A 25,502-nucleotide genomic window follows, 5' to 3' on the forward strand; every position below is an offset into this window, starting at 1 on the left:
TCATTTCGTTCGAATGGCAGGCAAAGAACGACAAGGAAGGTTTCGCCACATGCGGTGGCATGCGCACAGGACAAGCCGGAATCCAGCCTGCCAACCTCCCTGTCCGCTCCTCGACTGCGGATCTCTCTCGCTTTTCGAGGGGGAGTATGCGCTTATTCGCGAGCGCGACCAGAGAAGGATTATGCTTTCAAGGGTAATTTTGTGCTGCAGGATCTGATAGCCAACGGACAGTCGATGCGGACGATCTCGCTGCCGCGCGGTCGCCAGCGCCTGCACGCCATGCCGACGAGCACGGGCTATGAAGTGCGCGAGGACGAAATCTACGACTGGGATGGGCGCAGGCGCGGCCAGACACCGTTCACCGTGCTCCAGCACACGATCAGCGGGACCGGCCGGCTGCGCTATGAGAACCGTAATTATCGCCTGCAAAAGAGCGACACATTGCTGGTGCTGGTGCCGCACAACCACCGTTACTGGCTGGCCAAGGATGAGCGTTGGGAATATTTCTGGATTTCGATGAACGGCGAGGAGGCGCTGCGCATCCACAAATCCATACTCGGTACCTCGGGTCCGGTGTTTCGGCTGCAGCCAGCGACGGTGGACCATCTCGCCGATTGCAGCCTGCGTCTCATCAAGGGAGCCGCTTCGCCGGGTGCCGCTTCCGCCGTCGCCTACGAAGCCGCGATGGCGCTCTATGACGATGTCTTCGGCTCACATGCCTTTGCCGAAAAGCAGAGTGCCATGCAGCCGGTCATCGATCACATCAGCGCCAATCTCGACAGGCCGCTACCGGTGGCGGACCTGGTCCAGATCAGTGGCCTCAGCCGGGCCCATTTCTCGCGCTGTTTCGCCGAGAGCGAAGGCCTGCCGCCCGCCGAGTTCGTGCTGCAGCAGCGCCTGCAACGCGCGGCGAAGCTGCTGACCAAGGTGGACTTCCTGCCGGTGAAGGAAGTCGCCATCCTGTGCGGTTTCGAGGACGCGAATTATTTTTCGAAGGTCTTCCGCCGCTGCTACGGCATCACGCCCAGCCAATTCCGCACCACCGGCATGTATGCCAGCATGAGAACCCCGGCCAGACACGGCGCCAGGCTCTCGGACGAGACCTGACACCGCCTGGGGTTCTCAACATGCATCAGGCGGCGTGCCGGCTGCCGCCATCCAGCCATTCGAGATCGGCCGGCGAAAGCGTGACGTCGAGTGCGCGCAGGCTGTCGTCCAACTCGCCCAGCGTGCGGGGCCCGATCAGCGGAATGGATGGGAAGGGCTGATTGAGCACATAGGCCAGTGCAATATGGATCGGGCTCTTGCCCAGCCGCGCGGCAAGTTCGATCGCTCGGTCGCGGCGGCCGAAATTCCGTTCCGAGTACCAGACGCGCACCAGTTCCTCATTGTCGTGCCTGTCGCGCCCGGCGCGATCGGTGAAGAAGCCGCGCCCCTGGCTCGACCAAGCGAAATTCGGCATCTGGCGGGACCTCAGCCAGGCCTTCCATGCGTCGCTGGACGAGGTCACGCAGCCGGCCCAGATCGGCTCCAGCATTTCGGCCAGCGAAAAATTGTTGGAAAGCGCGCCAGGCTTCTGTTTGCCGGTCCGCTCGGCATAGGCAATAGCCTCGTCCATGCGTTCCATCGTCCAGTTCGAGCCGCCGAACGGGCCGCGGATGCGGCCTGCTTTCACCTCGCGATCCATCGCATCGATGAATTCGCCGACCGGCACATCGGGATTGTCGCGATGCATGAAATAGACATCGACATGGTCGGTTTGCAGTCGATCCAGTGACTGTTCAAGCTGCTTGCCGATCACATCGGGATAACAGAGCGGCGAATGCGCGCCCTTGGCGATAACCACCGATTGCTCGCGTACACCACGGCTTCTCAGCCACTCGCCAAGCAGCGCCTCGGTGTAACCGCCGCCGTAGACATAGCCGGTGTCGAAGAGATTGCCGCCGGCCTCAAAAAAGGCATCGAGCAGGATCGACCCGGAAGAAAAGGTGCGGAAATCCTCGAAGCCGAGCGCCACCACGGACGCCGGCTTCGACAGGCCCGGAATGGTGCGCTTGGCGATCGCCGTTCCGCCGGAGCGCAAAGCCCGGCCGGAGATGGTTTCGGTTCGCTGCGGGGCCTTCTCGATCCCGTATTCCAGGCCCGCCGCCGCCCGCCATCTGTCGAGGACGCGCAAGGTGCCGAGACTGTCGGCCCAGTCCATGCCCGGCCAGGCGAATTCCTGGCGCCCGGCGAGGATGGCTTCGCCGGCGGCGTCGACCTCGAAGGAATAGACATGGCGCTTTTCGTCGACGCTGATGGTCTCGCGCGCGCCGTCGGATCCGATCACGTCGATCTGGCCCAGGCCGACGTCGCGGTTGCCGCCGGCGAACCAGAAGTCCGGCACCTCGATGCGACCCCTGGTGCCGAAGATTCTGAGCACATTGTCCTGGTTGAGCGAGATGCTGCAGGAAACTTCGGCGATGATGCCGCCCGGGAAATGCAGCACCGCCGATGCCCATTCGTCGACACCGGACTGGCCAAGGTGGGCCGTACCAACCACCTTGTCCGGCTCGGCGAAGGGGAGGCCCGCCGCCGCCCCGGCAATCAGCCGCGCCATCGAAACCGGATAGCCGCCGACATCCAGAATGCCGCCGCCGGCAAGATCGTTGGCATAGAGCCTATGCTCCGGCATGAAGGCCGGCATGGCAAAGCCGAAACTCGACTTGATCATCCTGATATCGCCGATGACGCCCGATCTGATCAGTTCCACCAGCTTCAGCGTCTGCGGGTGCAGCCGGTACATGAAGGCTTCGCCGAGAAAGGTGCCGGCCTTGCGCGCCGCATGGATCATGGCGTCGGCCTCGAATGCGGTCAGCGCCAGCGGCTTTTCGCAAAGCACGTGTTTGCCGGCTTCCGCCGCCCTGATCGCCCATTGCGCATGGCCGGGATGCGGTATCGAAATGTAGATGGCGTCGATGTCGGGATCGGCGAGCAGCGTATCGTAACCGTGAAGGATGCGGGCGCCGGGAAAACTCTCGGCGAGGCCTGGCTTGGCGGGGTTGCGCGCGCCGATGGCAACCAGCTTGCCGGTGCGCGAAGCGGCCGCGCCGCCGGCAAAGGCCTGGGCGATGCTGCCCGGGCCGAGAATGCCCCAGCGAATGGGCGTGGTTGAAGTCATTGTCATTCTCCTTGAAGGCTGGAAAGGGCGGCCGGTCAGCGCAGCCGCAGCCCTTTTTCGTCGAACAGGTAGGATTTGCGGATGGAAACGGTGACCTCGGACGTATCGGGAACCTTTGCCGCGTCGCGCTGGATCACCACGTCTTCACCGTTCGTCGTTCTGGCATAGAGAAAACTTGTGCCGCCCAGGTGCTCGACCACGTCGATGCGTACCATAAGGTCGGTGTCGCCCTCCCCGGCGCTGCCGAAATGTTCTGGACGCACGCCTACCATGACCTTGCTTCCTGCTTCGGGTGCAGTGCCCGTCAGCGGTTGCGTGATGTGTGTCTTCTCCTGACCCGCCAGCTCGACCACGACACCATGTGCATCGCGCCCGACAATGCGGCCGTTGATGAAGTTCATCTTCGGCGAGCCGACAAAGCCCGCCACAAACTGATTGTCGGGATTGTCATAAAGATCGAGCGGGCGGCCGATCTGCTCGATATGGCCAGCGCGCATCACGACGATCCTGTCGGCGAGTGTCATCGCCTCGGTCTGGTCGTGCGTGACATAGATCATGGTGGTGCCGAGTTCCTTGTGCAGCCGCGATATCTCGACCCGCATCTGGACGCGCAATTCGGCGTCGAGATTGGAAAGCGGCTCGTCGAACAGGAACACATGCGGTTCGCGCACGATGGCACGGCCGATGGCAACGCGCTGGCGCTGGCCGCCCGACAATTGCTTGGGACGTCGCTTCATCAGCTCGTTTATGCGCAGGATTTCGGCGGCTCGCTTGACGCGCCGGTCGGTGTCGGCCTTCGGATTGCCGGTCATCCTGAGCCCGAAACTCAGATTCTGTTCGACACTCATGTGCGGATAGAGCGCGTAGGACTGGAAGACCATGGCGATGCCGCGGTCGGCCGGCTCGACATCATTGACGAGCTTGCCGCCGATGGCGATCTCGCCGCCGCTGATGTCCTCGAGCCCGGCGATCATCCTGAGCAGCGTCGATTTTCCACAGCCGGAGGGGCCGACGAAGACGACGAACTCGCCGTCCTTGACGTCGATGTTGGCGCCATGGACAACCTCGAAGACGCCGAAGCGCTTGATGACATTGTTGAGCGTGACTGTCGCCATGCTGTCCCTTACTTGATCGCGCCGGCGGCGATGCCGGCGATGAAATGGCGCTGCAGCAGCACGAAGACGACAAGCATCGGCACCGTCAGCATCACCGCGCCCGCCATGATGCCGCCCCACGACACCTTGGTCAGGCCGATCAGCGTGCCGAGCGCCACCGGCGCCGTCATCGAACCGGGCTGGCTGTTGATCAGGAGCGGCCACAAATAGTTGTTCCAGGAAGCGAGGAACAGGATGATGGCGAGCGCCGCCAGCATCGGCCGCGCCAGCGGCAGCGCGACGAACAGGAAGATGCGCCATTCCTTCACCCCCTCGACGCGCGCCGCATCGAAAAGATCGTCCGGCATCATCGAGAAGCTCTGCCGCATGAACAGCACGCCGAGCGAATTGAACAGCGGCGGCACGATCAGCGCCACCCAGGTGTTGGCGAGCTTGAAATCGCGCGCCACCATGATGAATTGCGGGATCAGAACCACCGCATAGGGCAGCGTGATGGTGCCGAGGATGATGGCGACGACCACGCCCTTGCCGACGAACCTGTAGCGGGCCAGCGCCCAGCCGGCCATCGACGTCAGCAGCACCGACAGGAACGTGTAGGTCACCGCCACGGAGACCGAAATTCCGATAGCGCCGACGAAGTCGGTGTCACGCTGCAGATTGTTGAAATTGTCCATGAAATTGCCATGCGGCAAAAGCTCGATGCCGGGGCTGAAGATGCCGTTGTCCGGCATGGTCGAGAATACCACCATCATCCACAGTGGAAACAGCCAGATCAGCGCCAGCGGCGTCAGGAACAGATGCAGCGCGATGCTGCGTCCCAGCCTTGCCGAGGAGAGTGAACTCATTTCGGTTCCCTCGTCAGCCACAGTTGCACCAGCGTGATCGCGATCGCCAGCCCGGCCATGGTGTAGGCAACGGCCGACGCGTAGCCGAAATTGAGCGACCGAAATCCCTGGCGGTAGAGCAACAGGCCAAGCGTCTCGGTGCCGCCGCCGGGCCCGCCGCGCTCTGTGATCAGGAAGGGCTCGGTGAACAGCTGCATGGTGCCAATGATCGACAGCACAAGGCAGAACACGATGACCGGCTTCAGGAGCGGCAGTGTGATGAAGAAGAACTGCTTGAGCTTGCTGACCCGGTCAAGCGTCGCCGCCTCGTAGACATCTTCGGGGATGGACTGCATGCCGGCGAGCAGGATGATGGCGTTGTAGCCGGCCCAGCGCCAGGTGACCGCGATCATGATCAGCGCCATCGCCGGCGTGACGTTGGAAAACCAGTCGACGCTGGGCAGGCCGACGCTGTTCAAGAGCTTGTTGATGATGCCGAAATTGAGGTTGAACATCAGCCGGAAGACCGCCGAGTAGGCAACTTCGCCGACCACGACCGGGGCGAAGAAAGCAAAGCGATACAGGCCGCGCGCCTTGAGCAGCGGCGAGTTCAACAGCACCGCCATCACCAGCGCCAGCGTGATCATCACCGGCACCTGGATGACGAGTATGAGCAGCGTGTTCTTCAGTGCGTTGAAGAAGGCGGGGTCGCCGATCAACCGGCCCCAGTTGAAGGTGGGCGCGAACCGCCATGGCACGGTACGTGTCGCCTGGAAGGAGATCATGAAGGAATCGATGATCGGCCACACCCAGAAGATTGCAAAGATCAGCAGATACGGCGCGAGGAAGCGATACGCCGTGGCATTCTGATAGCGCATTGTAGCCTCCTTTCCGCGTTCAAGGGGGTGGCGTGCCCGTGCCGAGACACGTGGCGCGTTCGGCCCCGGACAGCATCAATGCCGCCCGGGACCGTCTCGGTCCAGATCAAGATTTGACGGGCAATCCGGTCGCCGCGGCGATCTGGCTTGCGGCATCGTCGAGTGCTGCCTTGGCGTCGGGGTAGCCGCCGGCCAGATATTTCGTCTGCACGGCGCGAACGATGATTTCGGCGTCGCTCTGGAATTGCGTGCCGCGGCTCGGAACAACCTTGGGCAAGGTGCCGAGGATGTCCTTCCACACTGCCTGGCCGCCCCAGTAGGGCAGGCCTTGCGCGACATAGGGGTCATCGAGCGCCGACACCAGCGAGGGCACAAGGCCGAAGTCCTTCAGCATGGTGATCTGGCCTTCATTGGTTCCGAGCGTGTATTTCAGATAGGCGTAGGCGGCCTCCTTGTTCTTGGACGCCGAGGTGATGGCCAGCGAGGAGCCGCCGAGATTGGCAGCGCGCGGGCCGTCGGCGGTGAGGCTTGGCATCAGGTAGACGCCCCATTTGCCGTTTTCACCAGCCGATTCGGTGCGAATGGTACCTTCATACCAGCCGCCATAGACCTGGGTGGCGACGGTGCCGGCGGTGTTGTTGGTGATCTTGGTGCCCCAGTCGGCGGAAGAGACGATACCGGCGTCCTTCATCTCCTTGACCTTGGTCATGGCATCGACGCATTTGGGCTGGTTGATCGTGATCGACTGGCCGTCCTCGGCGAAATAGGCGCAGCCCTGTTCGTTGGAAATCATGCGGAAGAATTCGCTGTCGCCGTTGAAATCCGCATTGGTCATCGAGACGCCCGGGTTGGCGGCCTGGATCTTCTTGCCGGCGGCGATGAAATCGTCCCAGGTCTTGATCGATGCCGGATCGACGCCGGCCTTTTCGTAGAAGTCGCGGCGGTAAAAGGCCGCCACAGGACCCGAATCCCACGGCATTGCATAGGCCTTGTCGCCGACTTCGAGTTCGGTGCGCTTGAAGTCGGGGAATTTCTTCTGGTCCTCGGCGGTATAGCCCAGCGTATGCAGGTCGACGAAGCAGTCGGGGAACTGGCTCCAGTAATTCTCGGCCTCGCCGTTCTCGATGGTGACGATATCGGGCAGGCCGGCGCCTCCGGCGGCGCAGCCGGCGATCGACTTGTCGTAGGTCGGCTGGTTGCCGAGATCCTGGACCGTCACCTTGACGTCGGGAAATTGCTTGTTGAAGCCGGCAACGGTCGCCTTCAGCGATGAAGCCGCGACATTCCAGCTCCAGATCGTGATTTCGCCGGATTGCGCAAAGGCCGGGGCAGAGCCCAGGGCGAGCGCGAGCGCGGCGCAGGTCATTGTGATGCGCATTGAAATCCTCCCATTCCATTTGCTCTCTCACTGTGAGCGTGGCTAGACTATGCAGTGGGCAGGGGCTGTCGCCGTCAAAGGGAATATGAAATTGGCGGAAAGTAAGATGCCGGAACGACCGTTTTACCAGCCTGGAGCCAGCAGCGTGGAAGGCCTGCCGCTGCTGCTGCAGATGTTTCACACTAGTCCTCTGGTGATGCTCAAACCACATTGGCATGCCCAGGTCGAAGTGAATTTCATCGTGCGCGGCAGCGTGCATTACCGCATGAACGACCACGAGATTTCGCTGTCTGCCGGCGAGATGTGCCTGTTCTGGGGCGGCCTGCCGCACCAGATGGACGATCTGTCCGACGACGCCGTCTATGCCGGCGCGCATCTGCCGCTGGTGCATTTCTTCCGGCTGCACCTGCCGACGGATATCCGGCACCGGCTGATGACGGGCGCGACGCTGGTGACCGGCGCCACCGACCAGTCCGACAACCACAATTTCGAGCGCTGGAACCGCTACGCCCGGTCCGGCGACCAGGCCAAGGCGGAACACGCCGTCAACGAATTGCTGCTGCGGCTGGAGCGGGTACGGTTCGAGCCCTACCGGCTCGTATCCGCAACCCCGATCGGCCAGGAAACCGGCAGCGCCTTCGACCAGCAATCGTCGCGCAATGTCGGGCGTATGTGCGATTTCATCGCCGAGAACTTCCTCTACGACATCGATTGCGTGAACATCGCGGCGGCCGCCGACATCCATCCCAAATACGCCATGAGCCTGTTCAAGAAATCGACCGGCATGACGCTCAACGAGTACGTCAACCTTTTGCGGCTGAGCTACGCGCAGGCGCTGTTGATGCACCAGGACGCCAATGTGCTGCGCGTCGCCATGGATTCGGGCTTCGGCTCGCTCAGCGCCTTCAACAAATCGTTCCGCAAGCTGGCCGGCATGTCGCCCTCCGATTTTCGCAGAGGGGTGTCCGGCGCCAGATAGAGCCCGGCGACCAGGCGGTGCTTGCCCGGCGCCGCGAATGCATTGGCGCATCTCGATCGCCGGCTAAAAGACGGGTCGCGCCGTTGCGTGCCCGCGACGGCAAACGCGGACAAGGGCGCCGCCGACCGAAATAGGACCGCGCTGCACCCCGTTCCGGCCATCGCCACGGCACCGGAACCGGGCCATTGCACGGCGTCTCATTTCCTGTCTGAAATCGCCATCTGGGCGCTGGACAGGCCGGATTCCCGTGCTATAACCCACGCGCTTTCAAGGGGCGCCCATGGCGCTTCATGAGATCCGGTGCACGAGATTTCGTTTGCCGGAACAGGCCCAGATAGCTCAGTTGGTAGAGCAGCGGACTGAAAATCCGCGTGTCGGTGGTTCGAATCCGCCTCTGGGCACCATTTATCTATCTGAAATCGCTTAATAATTTGTCGCACTGCGCACTCGGCTTCCCTTGCAGTCGTTTGCCTTGACGCGCTCATGAATGAGAAGTTCTTCGTGGGCAGAGGTTCACGTCGGCACGCACCAACTGAAATGCCAAGCGTGGCGCCCGATCCCATGAAATTCCCCGCCGCTTTTTGAATTTAGCGCGATGATCGCCGCATTGGTCGATATGGTACCGATTTGCCAGCCACAGCCTGCTAAGAGTACGCGAAAACAGATCAAGAAATCTCTACCCCCCACTACTACCTTTAGACATGGTGTCCCGCCTCCCAATATCCGTTAAATTCAAGTACGCCGCAGCGTTGCTTGGCATTCAAGCTACCGCTGGACTAAAGGGGCGCGTTATGCACCAAGTCAAAGTCGTGTGCCCTAACTGCCAGATGCCGGGCGCTGGACCACTGAGGATGAACTGCACAAAGTGCGGCGGAACCGGCTTTGTCTACGAGTCGAGAATGGATCCCGGTCCAGCTAGGGGCTTCCTCCGGCTGGTTGTTATCGGCGCCGCTATCATGCTGACGTATTGGTACGTTACCGGCATCACCTACCATGGGTATTAAACCGCCAAGCCGCCTTCCGCCTGTGCGCTATCGCCCTTGACGGTCGGGGTGCATTTCCCCTCATGCGCGCGATCCCAGACTGACGCGCGAAAAATCCGCCTGACTCGGGCGGCTTCGCGGCGCATCTCTACACCTTAACGGAGACGCGGAAGCCCGCCTCGCGCCGTCATAGCACATCGTCGAGTGAAACAACTTTGCGCTCGTTGGCCCACCAGCGGATTTGATTTGCTTGGTGATCCCCCAACCTTAGGGCAAACTGCCTGTCGGGGCTCCAGGAGGAGAAATGAGAGCACGCGCTGCAACGCTCGGGGATCTCGAGGATGTCTTTCGCGGCCTGTCGAAGCGGATGTCGGACGAATACGTCGCTGCCGGCAAGGACAGCAAGATCGCGTACGACAATCTGATGATGAACTTGAAAGAAGGCCGTGCGCATGCGCTTGTCGAGGGCGACAAGACCGTGGCGATCATCGCCTGGCATGAGAATAGCGACGCTGCCAATACGCTGTTCGCCGCACAGGAGGATTTCTTCCGTGCCGCGACCATTCGCTTCTGCAAGCGGCATATCAGGCACATCCAAGCGCTCGCCGGCAACCTGCCCATTCACTCGCGCAGCTGGCTGCAGGGGTCGGATGTCGCAAGATGGTTTCACCTGATCGGCTATGTCGAACGCGGCAGGGAGAACGGCGCCACTGTATTCGAGCTGCCACCTGCTCGCGGATAGAAATCATGGGTGTCGAGCAGAGGTTTGGCGGCCGCATGCCTTGGTGATCAATGGATATTGTCACGCTTCGTCATCCTGGGCTGCGGAACAAAGGGCGAAGCGACGCGTCGCAGACCGTCCGCGGCTTGAAACGCGGCGCATGAAACTGTGACGATGCGACGCGTCCTGGGCGATCAGGCGTGCGGCCGCGCAACCATGTTGGCGGCGACGGCAAGGCGATTCGGCCACGCCAGGCCCAGTGCGACGTCACGTCCCACCGAAAATCGCCGCACGGATGACCAATCCATGTTCGGCATCATTTTTCCTCCACGAATTCGTTCCATGATGGGATGGTCCACGGCAGCCTTCGGGCAGGTGTGCCCAGGATTATCCGAGATCAAAGACGGCCAGGGGCACGAATCAAAAAAGTCGGCGGCACGCTGCGGCGGAAAGGTGTAGAAGACCGTGCCGAACGCATCGAGGGCAGCGCGATCGGGTTGCGCTCGGCAAGGCTTGATGATTTGTTGCCGCTATACGGAGAACGAGTAATGCGAGAGCCTGCCGGTCAAGACGAATATGGGTCGAGCAATCCCTTCGACCCGGACGATCTCCCGACGTTGAATGCGATAGGTCCAAGCATGGGAAGCGGCAACGACTTCGAGAAATATGCGGTTGCCGTGATCATCGTGTTCGGCGCGCTGATCATTGGCGGGTTGATGGCAGCGTCGATGACCTTCGGGCACCGCAATGGGTTCCTCTTTGCACTGGGCGGCGCCACATCGGCCTGGGTATCGGGAAACGCGCTGCTGCTCGACCGGCCGCGCATTTACGCGCTGTTTGTCGGCATCGCCGCGTTGTTGCTGATAGCGTCGACCGTCACGCTGATTTCGTGACGGTCCGGCTTGTGAATTAAGACATCAATATCCGAGCGCTTCGCCCGATGCGGCACGGCTGTCTATAGCGCCATTGTAGCGCGCGCCGCCGCCCTTCTCGATCTCCGCCAGGCTCTTGCCGCCGACCAGGATGCCCGCAGCCTGGCCCCAGGTCTTATCACCGAGATCGAGGTGGTAGCCCATGCCGGCCAGCAGTTTTTCGGTGTCTGGCGACAGGCCGAACGGCTCGATGTAAACCGTGTCGGGGAGCCACTGGTGGTGGATGCGCGGCGCGTCGATCGCCTCCTGGATGTTCATGCCGTGGTCGACGACGTTGACGATGGCCTCCAGCGTGATGGTGATGATGCGCGAACCGCCCGGGCTGCCGATGACCATGAACGGCTTGCCGTCCTTGGCCACCACGGTCGGGCTCATCGACGACAGCGGCGTCTTCTTCGGCTGGATGGCATTGGCCTCGCCCTGGACCAGACCATAGAGGTTGGGCACGCCAGGTTTCTGGGTGAAATCGTCCATCTCGTTGTTGAGCAGGATGCCGGTGCCGTCGGCGACGACGCCGGCGCCGAAGGAACCATTCAGCGTATAGGTAACGGCGACCGCATTGCCGTCATTGTCGATGATCGAATAATGCGTCGTCTGCTTGCTCTCCCCAAAGCCCTTCGGCATCAGGTCCTGCGACACGCCGGCCCGGAACGGATCGATCTTGTCGCGGATGTCCTTGGCGTAAGCCTTGTCCAGCAGTTTCGAGACCGGATTGTCGACGAAATCGGGGTCGCCGAGTGCTGAATTGCGGTCGACATAGGCATGGCGCATCGCCTCGACCATGACATGGACCGTCTCGGCCGAACCGGCGCCAAGGTAAGACAACGGATAACCTTCCAGCACGTTGAGGATTTCGCAGATGATGACGCCGCCGGAGCTTGGCGGTGGCGACGACGTGATCTCATAGCCGCGATAGGTGCAGGTCACGGGCTTCAGTTCGCGAACCGCATATTGCTCGAAGTCCGGCTTGGCCAGGATGCCGCCCTTGGCGCCGCTTGCCTTGACGATGGCGTCGGCAATGGCACCTTTGTAGAAGGCATCAGCGCCTTTCTCGGAAATGGCGGCCAGCGAGGCGGCAAGGTCCGGCTGGATCAGGCGCTCGCCGATGCCATAGGGCTTGGCATCGGGTTTCAGGAAGATGGCGGCAGCCGCGGCGTCCTTCGCCAACCTGTCGGCGCTGCCGGCAAAGGAGGCGGTGTCGCCCTGATTGAGGACGAATCCGTCCTTGGCATAGCCGATGGCGGGCGCCATCAGATCCTGTCTGGACAAGGTGCCGTATTTTTCGCGCGCCATCTCGAAGCCGGCGACGGAACCAGGCACGCCGACCGCGAGATAGCCATCGAGGCTGGCTCCCTTCACCGGGTTACCGTCCTTGTCGAGATACATGGTCTTGGTCGCCGCCAGCGGCGCCCGTTCGCGAAAGTCGAGGAAGGTCGATCTGCCGTCCCTGAAGCGGATGGTCATGAAGCCGCCGCCGCCGATATTGCCGGCATTGGGGTAGACGACGGCGAGCGCATAGCCGACGGCGACTGCCGCATCGACCGCATTGCCGCCCTTCTTCAGGATCTCGACACCGACTTCAGACGCCAGATGCTGGGCTGTCACCACCATGCCGTGCTCGCCCTTGGCCGGCGCGGGTGACGCGGCGAAGGCGTTCGTCAATGGCGCCAGGACGAAGGCGATGGAAAGACTGGCGGCGATCAGTGTTCGACGGTTGAGAGGCATGGCGGTTCTCCGGGCGGGGGGACGCCTAGAAGAACCCGTTGGGGTCACCGAGTCCACCCGTCAATGATGGACCAGACGGATCAATTCAGATGTCAGACAATGCCGCCCGAGCCGCCGGCGACCGCCGGGCGTTCCGCCGCCACCTTGGCGCGGTAGCCGGCGGCCCGGTAGGCGGCGACCGGATCGATGGCGCCACCGGTCTTCAGCCGCGCCATGGCGAGGATGGGCTCGACATCGGTGCGGTAGGCGGCCTTCAGCGCCTGCGTTGCCATCAGCGCGTCATTGCCGTCCTGATAGCCCTCCAGCGCCTTGCGGTCGACCAGCAGCGCCTGCGCATAGGCGCGCTGCACCTCGACCGCCGACAGCATCAGGCTTTCGATCGGATCGGTGACGTTGTGGCTCTGGTCGAGCATGTGGGCCGGGTCAAAACCCTCGGCGTCCGAAAGCTCGGCATCGACCAGTTCGTTGAAGACGAGGAACAGCCGGTAGGGATCGATCGAACCGGCATCGAGGTCGTCGTCACCATATTTCGAATCGTTGAAATGGAAGCCGCCGAGCTTTTTGAACTGGATCAGCCGCGACACGATCATCTCGATGTTGACGTTGGGCGCATGGTGGCCAAGGTCGACGAGGCAGAACGCCTTGTCGCCCAGCTCCTGCGCGATCATGTAGTTGGTGCCCCAATCCTGCACGACGGTGGAGTAGAAGGCCGGTTCGTACATCTTGTGCTCGGTGAACAGCTTCCAGCCGTCGGGCAGTCCGGCATAGATCTCCTTCATGGCGTCGAGATAGCGCTCGAAGGCTCTGGCGAAATTCACCTGGCCGGGGAAGTTCGACCCGTCGCCGATCCACACCGTCAGCGCCCTGGAGCCAAGCGTCTTGCCAATCTCGATGCATTCGAGATTGTGCTCGACCGCTTGCCGGCGCGTGCCGGCATCGGCATGCGACAGCGAGCCGAATTTGTAGGAAAGCGGCTGGTCCTTCGCATCGGAGAAGGTGTTGGAATTCATGGCGTCGAAGCCGAGGCCGAAGCGCGAGGCCGCCTGCTTCAGCCGGTTCGGGTCGGCCTTGTCCCACGGAATGTGCAGGGACACCGTCGGCGTCGCCTGCGTCAATTGCCTGATGACGGCGCAGTCCTCGATCTTGTCGAAAATGTCGCGCGGCTCGCCGGCACCGGGAAAACGAGCAAAGCGGGTGCCGCCGGTGCCGACGCCCCAGGAGGGGATCGCCACGGCAAATTTCTCGACCTTGTCGCGGATGGCGTCGATGGCGATGCCGCGACGGTCGAGGCGCTCGCCGAGCGAGGCGTAGTCACGCTCGAGATCAGCCTTGCGCGCGGCATTGTCCTTGTCGACGAGGTCGGCGGAGATGATGGATTCGGACACTGTTGTTTCCTCCCAGATAGCGTTCTGTCGGCGCTGCCCCTCATCCGCCTGCCGGCACCTTCCCCCGTATAGAGACGGGGAGAAGGGAAGCGCTCCGGCATCGCCTTCAAACGATTATCGCGTAAAACTCTGGGCGTTGCCGGCGTCGACATTGATGATGTTGCCGGTCGACTTGGCCGACATGTCGGAGGCGAAGAAATAGATGGCTTCGGCGATGTCCTCGGGAAACACCGAGCGCTTCAGCATCGAGCGCGAGCGGTAATGCTCCTCCAGGTCGTCGGTCGACATCTTGTAGGCGGCGGCGCGCTGTTCCTTCCACTCGCCGGTCCAGATCTTCGAGCCGCGCAGCACGGCGTCCGGGTTGACGACATTGACCCTGATCTGCGCTTCTGCGCCTTCCAGCGCCAGGCAACGCGCCAGATGGATCTCGGCGGCCTTGGCGGTGCAGTACGCTGCGGCATTGGGCGAGGCGGCAAGGCCGTTCTTGGAGGCGACGAAGACGACGTTGCCGCCGATCTTCTGCACCCGGAACAGCCGGAACGCTTCCCGCGAGACCAGGAAATAGCCGGTCGATAGGATGTCCATGTTCTTGTTCCACAGCGCCAGCGTCGTCTCCTCGATCGGCGCCGAGGACGCCAGGCCGGCATTCGACACAAGAATGTCGATGCCGCCGAACTCGACCGCCGTCTCGGCGAAGCCCGCGATCACTTGATCCTCCGAGGTGACATTGATCAGCACCGGCCGGACGAAATCCTTGCCGTAGGCCTTGGCCAGTTCGTCATTGGCGCTGGCGAGCGCTGTCTCGTCGATGTCGGCCAGCACGACGCAGGCGCCTTCGCGCAGCAGCCGGCTGGCGGTAGCGCGGCCGATGCCGCCGGCACCGCCGGTGACCAGCGCGATCTGGCCGGCGAGCGCCTTCGGCTTCGGCATGCGCTGCAGTTTCAGATCCTCGAGCAGCCAGTATTCGATGTCGAAGGCTTCCTGTGCTGGCAGGCCGACATAGGACGAGACCGTCGAGGCGCCGCGCATGACATTGATGGCGTTGACATAGAATTCGCCCGAAATGCGTGCAGTCGCCTTGTCGCCGGCGAAGGTGAACATGCCGACGCCGGGCATCAGGTAGACCACCGAATTGGGATCGCGGATCGCGGGGGAATCCGGATGCTTGCAGCTGTCATAGTAGGCCTGGTAGCCGATCCGATAGGCGGCGACATCGTCGGCGAGACGCGCGATGACCGCATCGACATCGGGCTTGGCCGGATCGAATTCGATCACCAGCGGGCGGATCTTGGTGCGCAGGAAATGGTCCGGGCATGAGGTGCCGAGTGCAGCCAGCGGGCGCAAATCCCTGGAGTTGACGAATTCGAGCACGGCGGGCTGGTCGTCGAAATGACCGAGCTTGTGGCTCTTTTCCGAAATCAGGCCGCGGATCCTGGGCATCAGCTTCGCGGCGATGGCGCGGCGTTCGGCGGCGTCGAGCGATTTGACCGCTTCGCCACCGAAGATGGCCAGGCCCTCGGAGCGCCGCTCGAACCACTCGATCGCCTGATTGATGACCGAAATCGTCGTCTCGTAGCATTCCCGAGGAGTGTCGCCCCAGGTGAACAGGCCATGGCTTTCCAGGATGACGCCCTTGGCGGCGGGATGTTCGAGGCAGAACTTCTCCAGCCACAGGCCGAGTTCGAAGCCCGGACGCTTCCACGGCAGCCAGCCGATGGCGTCACCGAAAATCTCCCTGGTCAGCGCCTTGGAATCCTTCGCGGCGGCGATGGCTATGATCGCGTCGGGATGCATGTGATCGACAAAAGGCTTCGGCACGAACGCGTGCAGTGGCGTGTCGATCGAGGCCGCGCGCGGGTTAAGATTGAAGGTGCAGTGCGGCAGGAAGCCAACCATCTCGTCTTCATGCGCAAGGCCGCGATAAAGCCCCTTCAACGCCCGCAACTTGTCCATGTAGAGGGTGGCAAAACCGTCTGTTTTAATCGAGGCGCTGTCGCCGCCAGAGCCCTTGACCCAAAGCACTTCGACGTCCTCGCCGGTCAGCGGATCTTTCTGCCAAATCTTCGAGGACGTGTTGCCGCCGCCATAGTTGGTGACGCGCTTGTCGGAACCGAGCACATTGGAGCGATAGACGAGCCGCTCCGGCTCGCTCATCGATTGAGCCTTGGCCTCGTCCCACAGATTGGCGAGGCGCGCGCCGGTGCGCTTGTCGAGCATAGGGTATCCTCCCGAAGGCACGCAAACGGTGCGGCCCATTTGGTCCGAATTTCCACGGAAGCGTCCGCCTTGTCAATCACAAACGATCATTATCGATCATATTGCACTGCACAATGAAATTATATGATCGGAAATGATTGACACTGCGCGTTTTGGGTGCCTAGATGTTTGGGCAGGGAGGAACCATGCACGAAAAAGAGCGCCACAGGATCATTCTGTCCGCCGTCCAGGAAAAGCCTGTGGTGACGGTGCAGGAGATGGTCGACCTGACGGAGTCCTCCGAGGCGACGATCCGGCGCGACATCGCTGCACTCCACGTGCAGAAGCGCCTGCGCCGTGTGCGCGGCGGCGCCGAAGCGATCTCGCCGCCGCAGTTCATCGGCCTCGCCGGCCGGCCCTTTTCCGTCAACGAAACGCTCAACGCCGCGCAGAAACGGGCGATCGCCCGCGAAGCGGTCGAGCTTTGCAAGGACGGCGAACCGATCATCATCAATGGCGGCACCACCACCTTCCAGATGGTGCATTTCCTGACCGGCCGCCGCATGCCGATCTTCACCAATTCGTTCCCAATCGCCGAGCATCTGCTCAAGCATTCCAAGAACACGGTCATGCTGTCGGGCGGCACCATCTACCGCGAACAGAACATCATCCTGTCGCCCTTCGACAATGACGTGACCCGCAATTTCTACGCACGCCGCATGTTCATGGGCGCGCAGGGTCTTGGGCCGCTCGGGCTGATGGAAGGCGACCCGCTGTTGATCCAGGCGGAGCAGAAGCTGATCGACCAGGCCGACGAACTGGTGGTGCTGGTCGATTCCTCGAAATTCCGCAAACGCTCCAGCCTGATCCTGTGCGGCCTGTCGCGCATCGCCACCGTCATCACCGATGACGGCATCGAGGATCGTGAAGCGAAAATGCTCGAGACCGCCGGGGTGGCGCTGATCGTCGCCCGCAAGTCGGCAACCAACAAGGAAGAATCTTCACTGCAGGCCTGAGACCAACTCACGCCCGCAGCGGCGATGGAATGCAACGCTCAAGGGAGGATATTCGATGAGCTTTTTGAAGAAATTGATGGTGACGGCGGCATTCTCGGCCGCCATGTTCGTGAATGCAGCCTACGCGGAAAACGTCAAGATCGCGCTGGTGGTGAAGTCGCTCGGCAACGGCTTCTTCGATGCCGCCAACAAGGGCGCCGAAGAGGCGGCCAAGGAGCTCGGCGATGTCGACATCATCTATACCGGCCCGACCAAGGCGACCGCCGAGGCGCAGATCGAAGTGGTCAATTCGCTGATCGCCCAGAAGGTCAACGCCATCGCCATTTCGGCCAATGACGCCGATGCGCTGGTGCCGGTCCTGAAGAAGGCCATGGAGCGAGGCATCACCGTCATCTCCTGGGATTCGGGCGTCGCCAAGGAAGGCCGCCAGCTTCACCTCAACCCGTCCGACACCGGCCTGATCGGCGAGACCATCATCAAGCTTGCCGCCGACTATCTGCCAGAAGGCGGCGACGTCGCCATCCTGTCGGCGTCTTCCACCGCGACCAACCAGAACGCCTGGATCGACGCGGCCAAGAAAATCCTGCCGGAGAAATTCCCCAAGATCAAACTCGTAGCCACCGTCTATGGCGATGACGATTCGGCCAAAAGCACGGACGAAGCCAAGGGCCTGCTGAAGTCCTACCCGAACCTCAAGGCGATCATCGCACCGACCACCGTCGGCGTTGTTGCAGCCGCCCAGGTGGTGACTGACGAGAACCTGATCGGCAAGGTCAACGTCACCGGTCTCGCACTGCCGTCCGAGTTCAAGAAGTTCATCGACAATGGCGCCTCGCAGGCGGTTGCGCTGTGGAACCCGATCGACCTCGGCTACTCCGCCGTCTACCTCGCGCATGATCTGGCGGTGAAGAAGGAAGAGGCCAAGCCGGGCGCCACGCTGTCGATCGGCCGCGTCGGCAAGGTCACGCTCGACGACACCAACTCGGCTGCGATGGCTCCGCCCTTCCAGTTCGACAAGAGCAACATCGAGAAGTTCTCCAAGATCTATTGATCTCGGACGCTTGCACCCTCCCCCTTGCGGGGAGGGTCGGCGAGCCGGCTTTGCGCAGCAAGATCGACGAGACGGGGTGGGGGTGGCCACATCTCCACACACCAGGACCTTGATATGCTAGACAACACCCACCCCGCTCACATTGTTCGCGACCCTCTCCACAAGGGGGAGGGTAATGCAGCCCCACGCCTGACGCTGTCCCGCGTCTCCAAGAGCTTTCCCGGCGTGCGCGCGCTGCACGATGTCAGCCTGTCGCTCTATCCGGGCCAGGTGACAGCCCTGATCGGCGAAAACGGCGCCGGCAAGTCGACGCTGGTCAAGATCATGACCGGCATCTACCAGCCCGATACGGGGACCATCAGCATAGACGGCCAGGCGGTCGCTCTGCCCAGCGCGCACGCCGCTTTCGGCTATGGCGTCACCGCCATCCATCAGGAAACCGTGCTGTTCGACGACCTGACGGTGGCTGAAAACATCTTTCTCGGCCACGCGCCGCGCACGCGCTTCGGCACCATCGACTGGCGCACGATGCGCAAAAATGCGCGCGAAGTTCTTGATACCATGCACGCCGGCCATATCGACGCCGATACAAGGCTGAAGGACCTCGGCATCGCCAACAAGCATCTCGTCGCCGTCGCCCGCGCGATGTCGATCGACGCCCAGATCGTCATCATGGACGAGCCGACGGCCGCGCTTTCGATGAAGGAGATCGAGGAGCTTTTCCTGCTCATCGAGTTCCTCAAGAGCGAAGGCAAGGCGATCCTGTTCATCAGCCACAAGTTCGACGAGATCTACCGCATCGCCGACCGCTACACGGTGTTTCGCGATGGCGAGATGGTTGGTGAAGGGTTGATCAAGGATGCCGGGCAGAGCCAGATCGTGCGCATGATGGTCGGCCGTTCGGTCGACCACATCTTTCCGCAGCGCAAGGCCGAAATCGGCGCGCCGGTGCTTTCTGTTTCCGGCCTGTCGCACCCGACCGAATTCAACGACATCGGCTTCGAATTGCACAGGGGCGAGATCCTCGGCTTCTATGGCCTTGTCGGCGCCGGGCGCAGCGAGGTGATGCAGGCGATCTCCGGCATCACCCGCACCACAGGCGGCACGATCACCCTGGAAGGCAAGACGATCACGCCGAAATCGGCGGCGGATTCGATCGCTGCCGGCATCGTCTACGTGCCGGAGGAGCGCGGCAAGCAAGGCGTGGTGATCGGCCTGCCGATCTTCCAGAACGTCTCGCTGCCTTCGCTCAAGCGTACCTCCAAATCCGGCCTGCTGCGGCTGTCGGAGGAGTTCGCGCTCGCCCGCTCCTACACCGAGCGGCTCGACCTGCGCGCCTCCTCGCTCAGCCAGGATGTCGGTACGCTGTCGGGCGGCAACCAGCAGAAGATCGTCATCGCCAAATGGCTGGCGACCGCGCCCAAGGTGATCATCCTTGACGAGCCGACCAAGGGCATCGACATCGGCTCGAAGGCTGCCGTGCACGGCTTCATGGCCGAACTGGTGGCGCAAGGCCTGTCGGTGATCATGGTGTCGTCCGAATTGCCCGAAATCCTCGGCATGTCCGACCGCGTCGTCGTCATGCGCGAAGGCCTCGTCGCGGCGGTCTACGACAACAAGGAACTGAACGCCGAGACGCTGGTCAGGACGGCAGCGGGGATCGCGGCATGAAAGCCTTTCTCAAATACCGCGAAATCTGGCTGCTCGCGGCAATCATCGTGCTGATCGGACTGATCTCGACACGCTTCCCGGCCTTCGCCGATCCCGGCAATCTGCGCCAGGTGTTCAACGACACCTCGATCCTGATGATCCTGGCCCTCGGCCAGATGGTCGTCATCCTGACCCGGTCGATCGATCTGTCGATGGCGTCCAACCTCTGCTTCACCGGCATGGTGGTGGCGATGCTGAACGCCGCGCACCCGGCAATCCCGATCCCGCTGCTAATCGTCATCGCGCTGGCCGTCGGTCTGGTGCTCGGCGCCATCAACGGCCTGCTGGTCTGGCGGCTGAACATCCCCTCGATCGTGGTGACATTGGGCACGCTGACCATCTATCGCGGCGCCACTTTCGTCCTGTCCGGCGGCGCCTGGGTCAATGCCGACAAGATGAGCCCCGACTTCATCGGCTTTCAACGCGCGGCCTTCCTCGGCATTCCGGTGCTGTCATGGATCGCCATTCTGGTGATCGCGCTGTTCTTCGTCCTGATGACGCGCACGGCACTCGGCCGCTCGATCTACGCCATCGGCGTCAACCCGACGGCATCGGTCTATGCCGGCATCGATGTCGGCCGGACGAAATTCATCGTCTTCTGCATCTCCGGCATGATCGGCGGCCTTTCCGGCTACCTCTGGATATCGCGCTATGTGATCGCCTCGGTCGAGGTCGCCAATGGCTATGAGCTCAACATCATCGCCGCATGCGTCATCGGCGGCATTTCGATCGCCGGCGGCATCGGCTCGGTCGGCGGCGCGGTGCTCGGCGCGCTGTTCCTCGGCATTATTTCCAACGCGCTGCCGGTCATCAACATCTCGCCCTTCTGGCAAATGGCGATTTCGGGCAGCGCCATCATTCTCGCCGTCGTGCTCAACGCGCGCAGCGAACGCCAGCAGGGCCGCATCATCCTCAAAAAAGTGGAGGTGGTGACATGACCGAAATCCCTGCCCCGCGCCACATTCCCGACCGGCTCGACAAGCCACTGAGCTCAGCGATCTTCTCCTGGGAAACGCTGCTGGTCGTGGTGGCCGTCGCCATCTTCGCCATCAACAGCTTCGCCTCGCCCTATTTCCTCGACCCCTATTCGCTGTCGGATCTCACCTTCAATTTCACCGAGAAGGGTCTGATCGCCTTCGCCATGGCGCTGCTGATCATTTCCGGCGAGATTGATCTCTCGGTCGCCGCTATCATCGCGCTGGCGTCGACCATGATGGGCATGGCGGTACAGGCCGGCGCCGGCACGCCGGTGCTGGTACTGATCGGCATCGTCGTCGGGCTCGGCTGTGGCGCTTTCAACGGCTTGCTGGTGACACGGCTGGGGTTGCCGTCGATCGTCGTCACCATCGGCACGATGAGCCTGTTTCGCGGTATCGCCTTCATCATCCTCGGCGACCAGGCCTACAAGGGTTACCCCGAAAGCTTTGCCTTCTTCGGCCAGGGTTATGTCTGGTGGGTGGTGTCGTTCGAGCTGGTCCTCTTCCTCGTCGCGGCTATCGTCTACTGGCTCGCGCTGCACCGGACGAGTTTCGGCCGCCGCGTCTTTGCCGTCGGCAACAATCCAGTCGCGGCGCAGTTTTCCGGCGTGCGGGTCGGCCGCATCAAGTTCATCCTGTTTTGCCTCACCGGGCTGATGTCTGGCATCGCCTCGGTGCTGATCACCTCGCGGCTCGGCTCGACACGGCCGTCGATCGCTCAGGGCTATGAGCTCGAAGTCATCACCATGGTGGTGCTCGGCGGCGTCAGCATCCTGGGCGGCGCCGGCAGCATTTTGGGTGTCGTGCTTGCCGCCTTCATCATGGGGCTGGTGACCTTCGGACTCGGCCTGCTCAACGTGCCCGGCATCGTCATGTCGATCTTCATCGGCCTGCTGCTGATTGTCGTCATCGCGCTGCCGATCATCTGGCGGCGCCTGCGCGGAGGACGATGATGGCTGAGAAATACGCGTTCAAGATGAAGCTCAAGCCGGGCATGAAAGCTGAGTACAAGAGCCGCCACGACGAGATCTGGCCATCGCTGGTCGCGCTCCTGAAGCAGGCCGGCGTTTCCGACTACTCGATCCACCTCGACGAAGAGACCAATATCCTGTTTGGCGTGCTGTGGCGGCGAGACAATCACGGCATGTACGATCTGCCGAAGCATCCGGTGATGCAGCGCTGGTGGGCTCACATGGCCGACATCATGGAGACCAAGCCGGACAACGAGCCGGTGGCCGTGCCGCTGGAAACCGTGTTCCACATGGCATGAGCGCGATGCGCCACATCGCCGTCATCGACATCGGCAAGACCAATGCCAAGGTGGCGCTGGTCGATCTAGCCACGTTGAGCGAGGTCGCGCTGCGCCGCATGGCGAATGCGCCGGTGCGGCAGGCGCCCTACCCGCATCACGGTGTCGAGGCGTTGTGGACGTTCATCCTCGACAGCCTTGCCGGCCTCAACCGCGAACAGCGCATCGACGCCATATCCATCACCACGCATGGCGCGACGGGCGTGCTGGTCGACGCCGCGGGCGAACTTGTGCTGCCAGTGCTCGACTATGAATTCGACGGCCCCGACGGGCTGGCAGCGGACTATGACGCGATCCGCCCACCCTTTGCCGAGACCGGCACGCCGCGGCTGCCGCTCGGCCTCAATCTCGGCGCGCAATTCTTCTGGCAGCAGAAAAGCTTCCCGGCGGAGTTCGCGAAGGCCGCTGCGATGCTGATGTATCCGCAATACTGGGCCTTGCGCCTGACCGGTGTCGCCGCCAACGAGGTGACCTCTCTCGGCTGCCACACCGATCTGTGGAACCCATGGACAGCCGACTTTTCATCGCTGGTCGATCGTCTGGATTGGCGCGAGCTAATGGCGCCGGTGCGGGCAGCCAAGGACCGCCTCGGCCCTATCCTGCCTGCGCTGGCCGCGCGAACCGGGCTCGATCCGCAGACGCCGGTGTTCTGCGGCCTGCATGATTCCAACGCCTCGCTGCTCCCGCATCTCCTGTCCGACGCGCCACCCTTTTCCGTGGTCTCGACCGGCACCTGGGTGGTGTCGATGGCGGTCGGCGGCAAACAGATCGTGCTGGACGCGGCGCGCGATACGCTGGTCAATGTCAGCGCGTTGGGCGATCCTGTTCCCTCGGCGCGGTTCATGGGCGGCCGCGAGTTTTCCATGCTGACGGATGGCCAGCCGGACAACTGGACCGAAGATGATGTCGGCGCCGTGCTGACGCAAAAGACGTTGCTGCTGCCCTCGACCCAGCAAGGGTCGGGACCGTTCCCGCATCATGCCGCGACATGGCTCAACACCGACGGCATGAGCAACGGCCAGCGCTTTGCCGCCATCTCGTTCTATCTGGCGCTGATGACCACGACCTGCCTCGACCTGATCGGCGCCGACGGCCCGACCACGGTCGAGGGGCCCTTTGCCCGCAACCGGCTCTTCGTCGGCATGTTGGCGGCAAGCACGGCGCGCGCCGTTGTCGCGTCGGAGGCCGCCACCGGCACCGGCATCGGCGCCGCGTTGCTGGCAACGGACCGGGCGACGGCCCACGGCCAAGGCGAAAGAATCGAGCCGCCGACCGATCCGGCCTGGGCCGACTACGTCAGCGCATGGCGGGCGGCGGTCGAAGCGCAATGCTGATCACAATATCCGCTTGCCGAAGGCCGACATGACGAAGTTGACCGTGTCGGTGCCGATCCGAGGCTCCAGATCCGCGGTCAAGCCCGAAACATCCATCGACAACAGCCCGCCGGAGAGCGCAATCGCCTCCATCGCCTGATGGGTTTCGCGCACGGTCAGCCCACCAGAGCCGGCCGCCCAGCCGGCGAATTCGGTGACATCAGGCGAATAGCTGACATGAAAACCCTGCGTGCCTGAGGTGGCGATGCGGATCGCTTCGTGCATCAGGTCGCGCATGCCCATGGCGTCGATGTCGGTCATGGTGAAGGCCGAGACGCGCGAATCCTTGAGCACCCGCGCTTCCGCCGGATCGGCGTGACGCAGGCCGATGATGACGACATTTTCCGGCGACAGCTGCGGCTGCACCGCGCCCGCCTTGTGGTCGAGGCCGAGCGCGCGGGCCAGCACCGAGCGCTCCGGCAGGTCGATGCCGTCCTCGTCCTCGGGCATCAGGGCGGCGATGGAATCGATCCAGATCAGGCCGAAGGAGTGGGTCGCGCGCGCCGTTGCGGTCAGCGCCTTGTGTGCGATACGGCGGTCGGCACCGGCAGCCAGCCGGATCAGCCCCGATGGCGGCCGCTCGATATCGGCCAGCTCGACGACATCGAAATTCATCGCTTCTAGCCGCGCGCCGGTTCCTTCCCGGGCCAGGATGCCAGCGGCGCCCTGTTCCGCCAGTATCGACACCATCTTGCGGCCGGAAAAGTCCTCGACATCGTGCATCGGGGCCTTTTCGACATATTCCGAGGTCATCGCCAGCAGCATGGCGCCATAGCTCATGCGGAAGGCGACGCGGTCGCCGACGGCCGGCGGCGGGTCGGCGTCGGCCACATCCAAAAGCAGATGGTCGCTGGAGGCGCCGAGCACCCGCACCCCCTTGGCGATCGGCGTCAGTCCTTCGACCAACACATCCTCACGGCCGATATTGGCGATGGCGCGCAGCCTGTCGCCCTCGTCAGGGAAAACCGGCTGGTTGCCGAAGGCGTCGTAGCCGGATTGCCCGATCGGCCGTGACGGCTTGAGCTTAACCTCGATGATGTCGCTGGTCAGGCGGCAGGCGTCGGGTTCGAGTTCAGCCCACGGCACATCGCGGAAGGTTTCGACGCCGCCTTGCAGGATCGCTTCGCCGACGCGCAGATTGTTGATGCCGGCTGGCAGCTTGCCTTCGAGCAGCAGCGGCAGCGATGACGAGGCGCCGCCGGAAATCCAGTCGAGGCTTTTGCCGGACAGGCGCTCGGTCTTGTAGGCGTGGGCGACGAGCTGGCCGAGATTTTCCTGCGTCGGCATGATGGCGCCGAAACAGCCGAGATTGGTGCCGATGCCGGCGATGCGCACGCCCTTGAACTGCAATATCTGCTCGACCGTTGGGATCAGATCGCTCGGCCAGATGCCTTCGCGGAGATCGCCGAGGTCGATCATCAGCATGATGTCGTGGACGCGGCCCATGCGCTCGGCGATGCGTGAAATCTCGCGGATGATGGTCAGTTCCGACTGCAGGCTGATGTCGACCGTGCGCACCACTTCCTCGACACGCGCCATCGGTGGGCTGCGCAGCAGCATGATTGGCGCGTTGATGCCGCTGTCACGCAGCCGGCGGATGTTTTCGAAACGCGACTCGGCGATGCCGGCGACGCCGCCGCGCAGCATGGCGCGTGCCACCTGCGGCATGCCGCAGGTGCCCTTGGTGACGCCGAACACCTTGATGCCCGATAGCGCGCAGCGCTCGACGATCGTGCGCGCATTGCGCTCGATGCGGCCAAGGTCGATAGCGACTTGCGGTCCGGACATTC

The 25,502-nt window shown here is 62.7% G+C and carries 20 protein-coding genes and 1 tRNA gene; 12 read left to right on the forward strand and 9 right to left on the reverse strand.

All coding sequences use genetic code 11. The annotated features are described in order from the left end of the window. Positions 1-201: 201 nt before the first annotated feature. Entirely contained in the window at positions 202-1,107 is a 906-nt protein-coding gene (locus AC0ZT5_RS27480; RefSeq protein ID WP_488498984.1) for an AraC family ligand binding domain-containing protein, read from the forward strand. Positions 1,108-1,132: 25 nt separating this feature from the next. On the opposite strand, the gene AC0ZT5_RS27485 is transcribed toward AC0ZT5_RS27480, so the two are convergent. The 5 genes from AC0ZT5_RS27485 to AC0ZT5_RS27505 all read right to left on the reverse strand — a co-directional run bounded on the left by AC0ZT5_RS27485 (position 1,133) and on the right by AC0ZT5_RS27505 (position 7,355). Continuing rightward, positions 1,133-3,160: an aldo/keto reductase gene (locus tag AC0ZT5_RS27485; protein ID WP_488498985.1), complete on the reverse strand. Its 2,028-nt coding sequence runs from the start codon at positions 3,158-3,160 to the stop codon at positions 1,133-1,135. A 35-nt stretch (positions 3,161-3,195) separates the two neighbouring features. After that, positions 3,196-4,275 (reverse strand): ABC transporter ATP-binding protein, encoded by a 1,080-nt coding sequence (locus AC0ZT5_RS27490; RefSeq protein WP_488498986.1) that lies wholly within the window; start codon positions 4,273-4,275, stop codon positions 3,196-3,198. A gap of 8 nt (positions 4,276-4,283) precedes the next feature. Beyond that, the gene (locus tag AC0ZT5_RS27495) at positions 4,284-5,120 is read right to left on the reverse strand and encodes a carbohydrate ABC transporter permease (RefSeq protein ID WP_095088662.1); all 837 of its coding nucleotides are present in this window, start codon (positions 5,118-5,120) and stop codon (positions 4,284-4,286) included. Continuing rightward, positions 5,117-5,977, reverse strand: coding sequence for a carbohydrate ABC transporter permease (locus AC0ZT5_RS27500; RefSeq protein ID WP_184872124.1), 861 nt, complete (start codon positions 5,975-5,977; stop codon positions 5,117-5,119). The genes AC0ZT5_RS27495 and AC0ZT5_RS27500 overlap by 4 nt, the downstream gene beginning before the upstream one ends. A 106-nt stretch (positions 5,978-6,083) precedes the next feature. Further along, on the reverse strand, positions 6,084-7,355 hold the full coding sequence (locus AC0ZT5_RS27505) for an ABC transporter substrate-binding protein (protein ID WP_488498987.1): 1,272 nt from the start codon (positions 7,353-7,355) through the stop codon (positions 6,084-6,086). A gap of 85 nt (positions 7,356-7,440) precedes the next feature. Here AC0ZT5_RS27505 and AC0ZT5_RS27510 point away from each other — a divergent pair, with 85 nt between their 5' ends. From AC0ZT5_RS27510 to AC0ZT5_RS27525, 4 genes are all read left to right on the forward strand, one after another. Then, the gene (locus AC0ZT5_RS27510) at positions 7,441-8,334 is read left to right on the forward strand and encodes a helix-turn-helix domain-containing protein (protein ID WP_488498988.1); all 894 of its coding nucleotides are present in this window, start codon (positions 7,441-7,443) and stop codon (positions 8,332-8,334) included. 328 nt (positions 8,335-8,662) lie between these two features. Beyond that, a tRNA-Phe gene (locus tag AC0ZT5_RS27515) sits at positions 8,663-8,738 on the forward strand. Positions 8,739-9,621: 883 nt separating this feature from the next. Continuing rightward, on the forward strand, positions 9,622-10,059 hold the full coding sequence (locus AC0ZT5_RS27520) for a hypothetical protein (protein WP_488498989.1): 438 nt from the start codon (positions 9,622-9,624) through the stop codon (positions 10,057-10,059). 617 nt (positions 10,060-10,676) lie between these two features. Beyond that, positions 10,677-10,931, forward strand: coding sequence for a hypothetical protein (locus AC0ZT5_RS27525; protein WP_184872292.1), 255 nt, complete (start codon positions 10,677-10,679; stop codon positions 10,929-10,931). Positions 10,932-10,955: 24 nt separating this feature from the next. Here AC0ZT5_RS27525 and ggt read toward each other — a convergent pair whose 3' ends face one another. The 3 genes from ggt to AC0ZT5_RS27540 form a co-directional block, all read right to left on the reverse strand. Beyond that, a complete protein-coding gene (gene ggt / locus AC0ZT5_RS27530; RefSeq protein ID WP_488498990.1) occupies positions 10,956-12,695 on the reverse strand; it encodes a gamma-glutamyltransferase in 1,740 nt (579 codons plus the stop codon). A gap of 92 nt (positions 12,696-12,787) precedes the next feature. Continuing rightward, entirely contained in the window at positions 12,788-14,080 is a 1,293-nt protein-coding gene (gene rhaI, locus AC0ZT5_RS27535) for an L-rhamnose catabolism isomerase (RefSeq protein ID WP_488498991.1), read from the reverse strand. Between the two features lie 114 nt (positions 14,081-14,194). Further along, positions 14,195-16,297: a bifunctional rhamnulose-1-phosphate aldolase/short-chain dehydrogenase gene (locus tag AC0ZT5_RS27540; protein WP_488498992.1), complete on the reverse strand. Its 2,103-nt coding sequence runs from the start codon at positions 16,295-16,297 to the stop codon at positions 14,195-14,197. Between the two features lie 185 nt (positions 16,298-16,482). Between AC0ZT5_RS27540 and AC0ZT5_RS27545 the strand changes: the two genes are divergently transcribed. From AC0ZT5_RS27545 to AC0ZT5_RS27575, 7 genes are all read left to right on the forward strand, one after another. After that, positions 16,483-17,292 carry a DeoR/GlpR family DNA-binding transcription regulator gene (locus AC0ZT5_RS27545; RefSeq protein WP_457151000.1) on the forward strand — a complete coding sequence of 270 codons (810 nt, stop codon included), beginning with the start codon at positions 16,483-16,485 and terminating at the stop codon, positions 17,290-17,292. A 55-nt stretch (positions 17,293-17,347) separates the two neighbouring features. Beyond that, a complete protein-coding gene (gene rhaS / locus AC0ZT5_RS27550) occupies positions 17,348-18,343 on the forward strand; it encodes a rhamnose ABC transporter substrate-binding protein (RefSeq protein WP_027055502.1) in 996 nt (331 codons plus the stop codon). A 114-nt stretch (positions 18,344-18,457) separates the two neighbouring features. Continuing rightward, on the forward strand, positions 18,458-20,014 hold the full coding sequence (locus tag AC0ZT5_RS27555) for a sugar ABC transporter ATP-binding protein (RefSeq protein ID WP_488498993.1): 1,557 nt from the start codon (positions 18,458-18,460) through the stop codon (positions 20,012-20,014). Then, the gene (locus AC0ZT5_RS27560; RefSeq protein ID WP_488498994.1) at positions 20,011-20,991 is read left to right on the forward strand and encodes an ABC transporter permease; all 981 of its coding nucleotides are present in this window, start codon (positions 20,011-20,013) and stop codon (positions 20,989-20,991) included. Before AC0ZT5_RS27555 ends, AC0ZT5_RS27560 begins: the two co-directional genes overlap by 4 nt. Beyond that, positions 20,988-21,983, forward strand: coding sequence for an ABC transporter permease (locus tag AC0ZT5_RS27565; RefSeq protein ID WP_488498995.1), 996 nt, complete (start codon positions 20,988-20,990; stop codon positions 21,981-21,983). Before AC0ZT5_RS27560 ends, AC0ZT5_RS27565 begins: the two co-directional genes overlap by 4 nt. Continuing rightward, entirely contained in the window at positions 21,983-22,300 is a 318-nt protein-coding gene (gene rhaM / locus AC0ZT5_RS27570) for an L-rhamnose mutarotase (protein ID WP_477289862.1), read from the forward strand. Before AC0ZT5_RS27565 ends, rhaM begins: the two co-directional genes overlap by 1 nt. Next, positions 22,297-23,673 carry an FGGY-family carbohydrate kinase gene (locus tag AC0ZT5_RS27575; RefSeq protein WP_488498996.1) on the forward strand — a complete coding sequence of 459 codons (1,377 nt, stop codon included), beginning with the start codon at positions 22,297-22,299 and terminating at the stop codon, positions 23,671-23,673. Before rhaM ends, AC0ZT5_RS27575 begins: the two co-directional genes overlap by 4 nt. Here the strand turns inward: AC0ZT5_RS27575 and AC0ZT5_RS27580 are convergent, their stop codons facing one another. Next, on the reverse strand, positions 23,674-25,500 hold the full coding sequence (locus AC0ZT5_RS27580) for an alanine racemase (protein ID WP_488498997.1): 1,827 nt from the start codon (positions 25,498-25,500) through the stop codon (positions 23,674-23,676). Positions 25,501-25,502: the final 2 nt, after the last annotated feature.

It is taken from the genome of Mesorhizobium sp. CNPSo 4670 (genome assembly GCF_057784235.1).